This window comes from Candidatus Frankia alpina, assembly GCF_902806485.1.
Taxonomy (GTDB): domain Bacteria; phylum Actinomycetota; class Actinomycetes; order Frankiales; family Frankiaceae; genus Frankia; species Frankia alpina.
The window spans coordinates 1-8,013 of record NZ_CADCWT010000214.1; the positions used below are offsets into that span (position 1 = coordinate 1).

The following is an 8,013-nucleotide window of genomic DNA, read 5'->3' on the forward strand; positions in this document are numbered from 1 at the left end:
CCGTGCGTGGTGCAGCTGATCAGGAGCACGTCCGGGCGGCCGATCCCGACCGCACCCGGCACCATTCACGTGCCGGCCTCGGCACACCCCGTCCCAGAGCGCAGAATCCTGACAACAGGGCAGCAGCCCCACGCGGCGTCCGCCGCCGGGCAGATCCCTGACCGGGAAACCCTGGAGCCCCGCGCCCCCCACGAGCGACCGTGAGACGTGAGCGACCTCAGGACCGTTGAACGACCGCAGGATTTCGAACGACCGCAGGACCGATGAGCGGCGCCCGGCCCAGGAGCGACGCCCGAACGACGAGTGGAGACACGCCGATGACCGACGGACCAGGCTGGGCCGCGCCCGGCACATCGTCGCCCCCGGGCGACGGTTCCGCCGGGCCGTCGTGGGGCACGCCGCAGCCCCACGACGGGTGGGGGCGTCCCGACCAGCCCGCCGACCAGCCGTCAGCGCCCCCCGGCGCGCCCCCGCAGGGCGGGCCGCCCGGGTGGCACGGACCTCCGCAGGGCGACCCCGGATGGCACGGACCCCCGCCCGGTCCACCGGGACCGTGGCGCTGGGGGGCGGCGGCGTCCAAGGCGGGGATCATCCCGCTGCGTCCGCTGGCACTCGGCGAGATCCTGGACGGCACCTTCACCACGATCCGCGAGAACCCGGGCGCGACCATCGGGGTGACGCTCGCGTCCGCGACCGTCGTCGAGACGATCTCGACGGTGGTGCGGATCAGCACAGAGCACGCCTCGACGACGGTGTCGGTGCTGAGCACCCTCGTGACCGTCGCGCTCGACCTCGTTCTCGGACTGTTCCTGTCTGGCGTACTCAGCGTGGTCGTGAGCGAGGCGACGCTGGGCAGCCGCATCGGCCCGATCGAGGCCGTCCGACGGGTCGCCCCGCGCCTCGGCGGCCTGTTCGCCCTCACGATCATCATCACGGCGGCGGTGGCGCTCGGGCTGGTCGCTCTGCTCGTCGGCGCCGCCGTCGTGGGTGTCTATCTGGCGCTGTCGACGCCCGCGTACGTCCTCGAGGGCGGCGGAGTGCGCCATGCCCTGCGCCGGTCGGTGACGATCGTGCGCGGCTCCTGGTGGCGGACGCTGGGCATCCTGGTTCTCACGGCGCTCGTCGCGTTCATGCTCAGTGGGGTCCTCGCCGTCATCACCGCGGTGATCCTGGGGTCGTCGTCGATGTTCGGCGACTTCCTCGACGGCGACCTCACGGTGACCGGCCACATCGTCGAGGGGCTCGGCAACCTGCTGGCCACGACGATCTCGACGCCGATCGTCTCCGGCACGGTCGTGCTGCTGTACATCGATCTACGGATCCGGCGGGAGGGCTTGGACGTCACCCTCGCCGAGGCCGCACGGGCCCGCGCGGCCGGTCTGGGGACGCCCGGATGATGCCGGGCGGTCCGGTCACCCGCGATGGTGCCCGGGAGGAGGCGCACCGCGAGCTGTCGGACCGCATCTACGGCGACAGCCGGCCGCACTGGTGGAACCGGCTGCTCAGCTGGATCGGCGACCGGGTCGCCGACCTGTTCGACTGGGTACTGCCGCACAGCGGGACCGGCGGCGGCTCGCGCGGGCTCGGGGTCCTCGCGCTCGTGGCGGTGCTCGTCGTCGGAGCGATCGCGGTGCGGTGGTGGCTGGGTCCGGTCCGGCGGACCGCACGGGCGCGGCAGGCGGCCGTGGACGATCTGTCCAGCCCGCTGACCGCCGCGCAGCTGCGGGTCGAGGCCGACCGGCGCGCGGCCGACGAGGACTACGCGCGGGCGGTGCGCTCCCGGCTGCGGGCGATCGTGCGGATGCTCGAGGAGAAGGGCGTGCTCGATCCGCGCCCCGGGCGCACCGCCGGCGAGCTCGTCGCCGAGGTCGCCCGGATCGCCCAGGCCGCCGACCGCGTCCCGGGCGGTCCGGGCGGTCCGGGCGGTTCCGGCCATGCCCCGGGCGGCGGGCAGGCTGCCCTGGCCGCCGCGGTAGAGGTCTTCAGCGAGATCTGGTACGGCGGGCGCCCGGCCACCGCCGCCGGGTACCAGGTGCTCGTCGACGCGGACACCGCGCTGTCTCACCTGCGGCGCGGCACGGGCGGGCGAGACAGTGCGGCGGGCAGTCTCGCGGTGCCGGCATGACGACGGCCAGCGGCACCCTGGCCCCGGGTGGCGCCAGCCCGGGTGGCGGTTCACCCAGCGCGGTACGCAGCGGCCCCCGGCCGCCGGCGGTGCGCCGCGGGGTCCTCGTGGTGGCCGTCGTCGGCGCCCTGCTCCTTGGCTTCCTGGTGCTCACCGCCCTGGTCACCCACCCGGCCGGCCGGCCGGCGCTGGACCTGGCCTCGGCGGAGTCCGACGGGACCCGCGCGCTGGCCCAGATCCTGCGCGCCCGCGGCGTGGTGGTGTCCCCCCCCGGACGCCGCGCCCGCGGGGTCGGCCGGCCAGCAGGACACGCTCGTCGTCGTCCGCCCCGGGCGGCTGGCCCACGATGCGCTCACCGACCTGCTCGGTCGCGTCTGGCGGGGCTCCGACGTCGTGCTGGTGGCACCGGATGACGCCGTACTAGACGCGCTCGACGTGGGCGTCGTCATAGCCAACCGGCAGCCGGCGGGCGGCGAGTCCGACCCGCGTTGCGCGATGCCCGAGGCGGCGACGGCAGGCAGCGCCGCGATCGGCGGGAGTCGCGCCTTTACCCGGACCAGCGACGGCGATCTCGGTGACATGAAGTTGACTCTGTGCTATGGCGACCCACCCGGCGCGGCCGAGCTCGCGGTGCTCAACCCCGGCCGGGCCGCAGCGGCGCCCGCGGCCGGGCGGCTGGTTCTGCTCGGCTCCGCGGACTTCCTCACCAATCGGGAGCTGGACCGCTCGGGCAACGCGGCGCTCACTCTCGGCCTGCTCACCCGGCATCCCACACTGTCCTGGATACCACGGCCGCAGATGCCGACGACGGGGTCGGTACCCGCAGCGTGGCCGAGCTGCTCCCCGCCGGGTTTCGCTGGGCATGCCTGCAGGCCGGAGTCGTGCTGGTGCTGCTGGCGCTGTGGCGGGGACGGCGGCTGAGACCGCCGCTGCCCGAGCCGCTGCCCGTGATCGTGCGGGCCGCGGAGACGGTGGAGGGTCACGGCCGGCTCTACGCCGCCGCGCACGCCCGCGACCGGGCCGCCGATGCGCTGCGGGCCGGCACCCGGGTTCGGCTGGCGGAACACACCGGGCTGCCGGCATTCGCCAGACCAGGCGGGGCACCCGGACCCGATCCCGTAGCCCTCGTGGCCTCCATCAGCGAACGGACCGGACGGTCACCCTCGGAAATCGGATCGCTCCTGTACGGTTCGGGCATGCCGCCGCAGACCACCGGCGTACCCAGCCCAATCGGGCGGGCCCGGGACCGCTACCAGTCGCGTCACCTCCCGCCGGACGTATCCCGGCCGGCAGCGCAGGCGGCGGACGGCGGGCCCGGCCCCCGCCGCGGCACCGGCCGGCCGGGCGAGCGGGATGCCGCGCTGCTCGCCCTGGCCCGGGCGCTCGACGAACTCGACCGACAGGTAGGTGGACGGTGACCTCCCGCAACATCGACGCGGAGCCGACCACCGCGGCGGCACAGCCCGCCCAGGTGCCCGGGAAGCCCGCCAGCCCGGTACCCGCTGTACCACCGGCCCGGGATGACGCGCCGGCCAACGGGACCCCCCGGCCCCGCCGACCCCGCCGGTGCCGGTGGCCGCCCGGCCGGGCGGCCGGCCCGCACCGCCCGACGCCGACGCGGCGCGCCGGGCGCTGATCGCCCTGCGCGGCGAGGTCGCCAAGGCCGTGATCGGCCAGGACGCCGCCGTCAGCGGGCTCGTCGTCGCCCTGCTCTGCCGCGGGCACGCGCTACTCGAGGGCGTGCCGGGCGTGGCGAAGACGCTGCTCGTACGCACCCTGGCGGCCGCCCTGTCGCTGGATACCAAGCGGCTGCAGTTCACCCCGGATCTGATGCCGGGAGACGTCACCGGCTCGCTCGTCTACGACAACCGCAGCTCGGCGTTCACCTTCCGCGAAGGTCCGGTCTTCACGAACCTGCTGCTCGCCGACGAGATCAACCGGACCCCGCCGAAGACCCAGGCCGCCCTGCTGGAGGTGATGGAGGAACGGCAGGTCAGCGTCGAGGGAACGCCCCGCCCGCTGCCCACCCCGTTCGCCGTCCTGGCAACCCAGAATCCCGTCGAGCACGAGGGCACCTATCCGCTGCCCGAGGCACAGCTCGACCGTTTCCTGGTGAAGGTGACACTGCCGCTGCCGCCGCGCGACGACGAGATCCGGGTGCTGGCCCACCACGCCGGCGGCTTCGACCCGACAAATCTGGCTGCGGCCGGCGTGCGTCCGGTCGCGGGCCCGGCGGAGCTGGCCGCGGCGCGGGCCGCGGTGCTCGCCGTCGCGGTACACCCGGAGGTGCTGGCTTACATCGTCGGCCTGGCGCGGGCGACCCGGGTGGCGCCTAGCGTGCAGCTCGGGGTGTCGCCGCGGGGGGCCACCGCGCTGCTGGCGACCACCCGGGCCTGGGCGTGGCTGTCCGGGCGCGGCTATGCGACCCCCGACGACGTCAAGGCCCTGGCCCGGGCGACGCTGCGGCACCGGATCAGCCTGCGGCCCGAGGCCGAGCTCGACGGCGTCACCGCGGACGTGGTCCTGGAACAGGTGCTGGCCACCGTCCCGGTGCCCCGGTAGGCCCGGTGGCGATCACTGGCCGCGCCGTCGCGCTGGCCCTGCTCGGGGTGTTGGTCGTCCTGCTCTCCCCCGCGCCCGGCCTGACGATGCTGCTCGTCGGCCTGGTGGTCGTGGGGCTCGTCGGGGTCGACCTCACGCTGGCCGGCGGGGTCCGCACCCTGGAGTTCACCCGGTCGGGGCCAACCTCCGCCCGGCTCGACCAGCCGGTCCCCCTCGTGCTCGGGATCACCAACGACGGCGCCCGGACCGTGCGAGCCCGGGTGCGCGACGCCTGGCCGCCGTCCGCGGGCGCCCGGCCGCGGGTGCACCGGGTGGTCGTCCCCGCCGGGGAACGGCGCTTCCTGGAGACCACGCTGTACCCGACGCGACGCGGCGACCGAGAGCCCTTCCGGATCACGGTGCGTTCCCTCGGCCCGCTGGGCCTCGCCGGCCGGCAGGGCCGCCACCACTGCCCGTGGCGGATCCGGGTGCTGCCGCCGTTCACGTCGCGCCGGCACCTGCCCGCGGCGCTCGCCCGGCTGCGGGAGGTCGAGGGCGAGGTCGCGATCCGCGGGGCCGGCGCGGGCTCGGAGTTCGACAGCCTGCGCGACTACGTGATCGGCGACGACGTCCGCCTGATCGACTGGCGGGGCACCGCGCGGCGCGGGGCGGTCGTGGTCCGGACCTTCCGGCCGGAGCGGGACCGGCGGGTGGTCTGCGTCCTCGATACCGGGCGCACCTCCGCCGGACGGGTCGGCGACGTCCCCCGACTGGACCATGCACTCGACGCCGCGCTACTGCTCACCGCGGTCGCGCTGCGGGCCGGCGACCGGGTCGGCCTCATCGCGCACGACAGTGTGCCCCGGGTGACACTGCCCGGTTCGCACGACCACGCGTTCCTGGCCCGGATGACCGACGCCATGGCCCGGCTGGAGCCCGCCATCGTCGAGGCGGACCACGCCGGGATCGTCTCGACGGTGCTGCGGGAGACCTCGCACCGCTGTCTGGTGGTGCTGTTCACCGAGCTGGTGCCGGCCGTCGTCGAGGAGGGTCTGCTGCCGGTGCTGGGCACGTTGACGGCCCGGCACACCGTCGTCGTGGCAGCGCTGCGCGACCCCCGCGTCGACGCACCGCCCGCCGGCCACGCCGCCGCCGTCACCGACACCTACCTCACCCTGAAGTCCCTCGGTCGGCTCTGACCCACCCCACAGCCGCCGAGGGACCGGGGATCGGTCACCCACCGGTGCCCGGCGGCACCAGCACATCGCCGCGGCGAGTGGGTGCCGTCGGAATCGCCGCGGCGGGCGCCGTCAGGTCGCGGGGACGGGGGTCAGCGCGATGACGGGGATCTTCCGGCCGGCCTTCGCCTCGTACTCGGCGAAGGCCGGGTAGTTCGCGGCGTGCCGGGCGTAGATGGCGTCACGTTCGGCGCCGGTGACCTCGTCGACGCGCACGGCCAGGGTCCGGGTGTCGACCTCGATCTTCGCCTCGGGATACGCCTTCAGGTTGTGGTACCAGGCCGGATCTTTGGGCGCCCCGGCGTACGAGGCGAACACCAGGTACCGGTCGCCGTCCGCGGCGTACACCAGCGGATTGATCCGCGGGTTGCCGCTGCGGGCCCCGGTGGTGTGCAGCAGCAGGATCGGCGTTCCCGCGAACGGATCACCAGGGTGCCCCTGGGTTGCCCGGAAATCGGCAATGATCCGGGCGTTGAAGTCGTCGGTGTCTGCCATGGGCGGACGCTTCCCTCCTCGGGCTGCAGGTCGAATCCTGACGGTATACGAGAGCCCGACATCGACCTTCGCCGTTGCTCAGGCAGGCAGGACCGCGGCCGTCGGCTCCTGGGCGGGCACGGCGGGAGCGCCGGTCGCCACCGGGGGCAGCGTGGGGTAGTCCAGATAGCCACGGTCGTCGCCGCCGTAGAAGGTGTCCCGGTCGGCCGGGTTGAACGGTCCGCCGGCCGCGAGCCGGGCGGGCAGGTCCGGGTTGGCGAGGAACTCGGCGCCGAAGCTGAGCAGGTCGGTGGTGCCGTCCTCGACGAGGGGAAGGTCCGCGAGCCCGGTCGGCCGGTCACCCGTGGCCGGGTTGAGGATCAGCGTGCCGCCGAAGCCGCGGCGCAGCTGCGCGGTCAGCGACCGCTCGGCGTTCTCGGCGATGTGCAGGTAGGCCAGGCCGAGCGGGCGCACCGCGTCCACCAGTGCGGTGTAGGTGGCGGGCACGTCGTCGACGACCATGTCGTTGAAGCTGCCACCGGGCGAGATCCGCAGTCCGACCCGGTTCGCGCCGATCGCCTCGACCACAGCCTGGGTGACCTCGACGGCAAACCGGATCCGGCCGGCGACCGAGCCGCCCCAGCCGTCGGTGCGGCGGTTTGCGTTCGTGGCCAGGAACTGGTTGATGAGGTAGCCGTTCGCGCCGTGCACCTCGACGCCGTCGAAGCCGGCGGCGACCGCGTTGCGGGCCGCCGCGGCGAACTCCGCGACGAGCTCGGGAATCTGCTCCTCGGTCAGTTCGGCCGGGGTCTCGAAGTCCGCCACGCCCGCGCCGGTGAACACCTGGCCGGCGGGGCGGACCGCGGACGGGGCGACCGGGACCGCGCCCGCGGGCAGCAGGCTCGGGTGGCTGATCCGCCCGGCGTGCATGAGCTGGGCGAAGATCACGCCGCCGGCGTCGTGCACGGCGGCGGTGACCGCCCGCCACGCCTGGACCTGCTCGGCGCTGTGCAGGCCGGGGGTGTTCGGGTAGCCCTGGCCGATGGCGGAGGGCTGGATGCCCTCGGTGATGATCAGCCCGGCGGTGGCTCGCTGGGCGTAGTAGGTCGCCATCGACGGCGTCGGGGTGGTGCCGGGGCCGAACGCCCGGTTGCGGGTCATCGGCGCCATGGCGATGCGATTCGCCAGACGCAGGCCGGCCAGATCGATCGGATCGAAAGCGGTGGTCACCGGACTTCCTCTCGTCGCCGTCACGCCCCGCCGAGCGCGGTCGCGGACTACCTATGCGAACAGGGATTCCGCCGACGGCCCTTCCCGGCCGAACGGAATGTGGTCCGCGACACAGGTTGGCTCGGCGGTGACGAGCAGGACCATGGCTCAAAGCGTCGGGTGCCGTGCGGAGCCCGGGAGCGGAGCTCAAAAACTGTCGGATTTCCTCGCTGCCATGCCACCATGCTTGATCACATCGGCGTTCGGGTGGCCGACGTCGAGGCGTCAGTCGCCTTCTACCAAGCTTCGACTAGAGGGCTTCCGCCTTCCAGTCGGAAGGTAAATCTCCGTGTATTCGGGTAGAATCCAGGGCCGCGCGAAGGTCACTTTCCGTGCCGACTGGTTACTCTGGGTTGTGAGGAATGT

Annotated in this window: 9 protein-coding genes; 7 read left to right on the forward strand and 2 right to left on the reverse strand. The window is 74.2% G+C overall.

What is annotated here, in order from left to right:
• Positions 1–317 precede the first annotated feature (317 nt).
• From G6R25_RS18785 to G6R25_RS18805, 7 genes are all read left to right on the forward strand, one after another.
• A complete protein-coding gene (locus G6R25_RS18785; RefSeq protein ID WP_163554023.1) occupies positions 318–1,397 on the forward strand; it encodes a DUF1129 domain-containing protein in 1,080 nt (359 codons plus the stop codon).
• Positions 1,394–2,125 (forward strand): DUF4129 domain-containing protein, encoded by a 732-nt coding sequence (locus G6R25_RS18790; RefSeq protein WP_163554024.1) that lies wholly within the window; start codon positions 1,394–1,396, stop codon positions 2,123–2,125. Before G6R25_RS18785 ends, G6R25_RS18790 begins: the two co-directional genes overlap by 4 nt.
• The gene (locus G6R25_RS27820) at positions 2,122–2,538 is read left to right on the forward strand and encodes a hypothetical protein (RefSeq protein WP_235949035.1); all 417 of its coding nucleotides are present in this window, start codon (positions 2,122–2,124) and stop codon (positions 2,536–2,538) included. Before G6R25_RS18790 ends, G6R25_RS27820 begins: the two co-directional genes overlap by 4 nt.
• Complete coding sequence (locus tag G6R25_RS27825) at positions 2,462–3,046, forward strand: DUF4350 domain-containing protein (RefSeq protein WP_336501773.1); 585 nt, start codon at positions 2,462–2,464, stop codon at positions 3,044–3,046. The genes G6R25_RS27820 and G6R25_RS27825 overlap by 77 nt, the downstream gene beginning before the upstream one ends.
• Entirely contained in the window at positions 3,007–3,543 is a 537-nt protein-coding gene (locus G6R25_RS27830) for a hypothetical protein (RefSeq protein ID WP_235949039.1), read from the forward strand. The genes G6R25_RS27825 and G6R25_RS27830 overlap by 40 nt, the downstream gene beginning before the upstream one ends.
• Positions 3,544–3,691: 148 nt before the next feature.
• Positions 3,692–4,687 (forward strand): AAA family ATPase, encoded by a 996-nt coding sequence (locus tag G6R25_RS18800; protein WP_473246916.1) that lies wholly within the window; start codon positions 3,692–3,694, stop codon positions 4,685–4,687.
• Between the two features lie 5 nt (positions 4,688–4,692).
• Positions 4,693–5,865: a DUF58 domain-containing protein gene (locus tag G6R25_RS18805; protein WP_163554025.1), complete on the forward strand. Its 1,173-nt coding sequence runs from the start codon at positions 4,693–4,695 to the stop codon at positions 5,863–5,865.
• 111 nt (positions 5,866–5,976) lie between these two features.
• Here G6R25_RS18805 and G6R25_RS18810 read toward each other — a convergent pair whose 3' ends face one another.
• Positions 5,977–6,399 carry a nitroreductase family deazaflavin-dependent oxidoreductase gene (locus G6R25_RS18810; protein ID WP_163554026.1) on the reverse strand — a complete coding sequence of 141 codons (423 nt, stop codon included), beginning with the start codon at positions 6,397–6,399 and terminating at the stop codon, positions 5,977–5,979.
• 78 nt (positions 6,400–6,477) lie between these two features.
• On the reverse strand, positions 6,478–7,608 hold the full coding sequence (locus tag G6R25_RS18815) for an alkene reductase (RefSeq protein WP_163554027.1): 1,131 nt from the start codon (positions 7,606–7,608) through the stop codon (positions 6,478–6,480).
• Positions 7,609–8,013 lie beyond the last annotated feature (405 nt).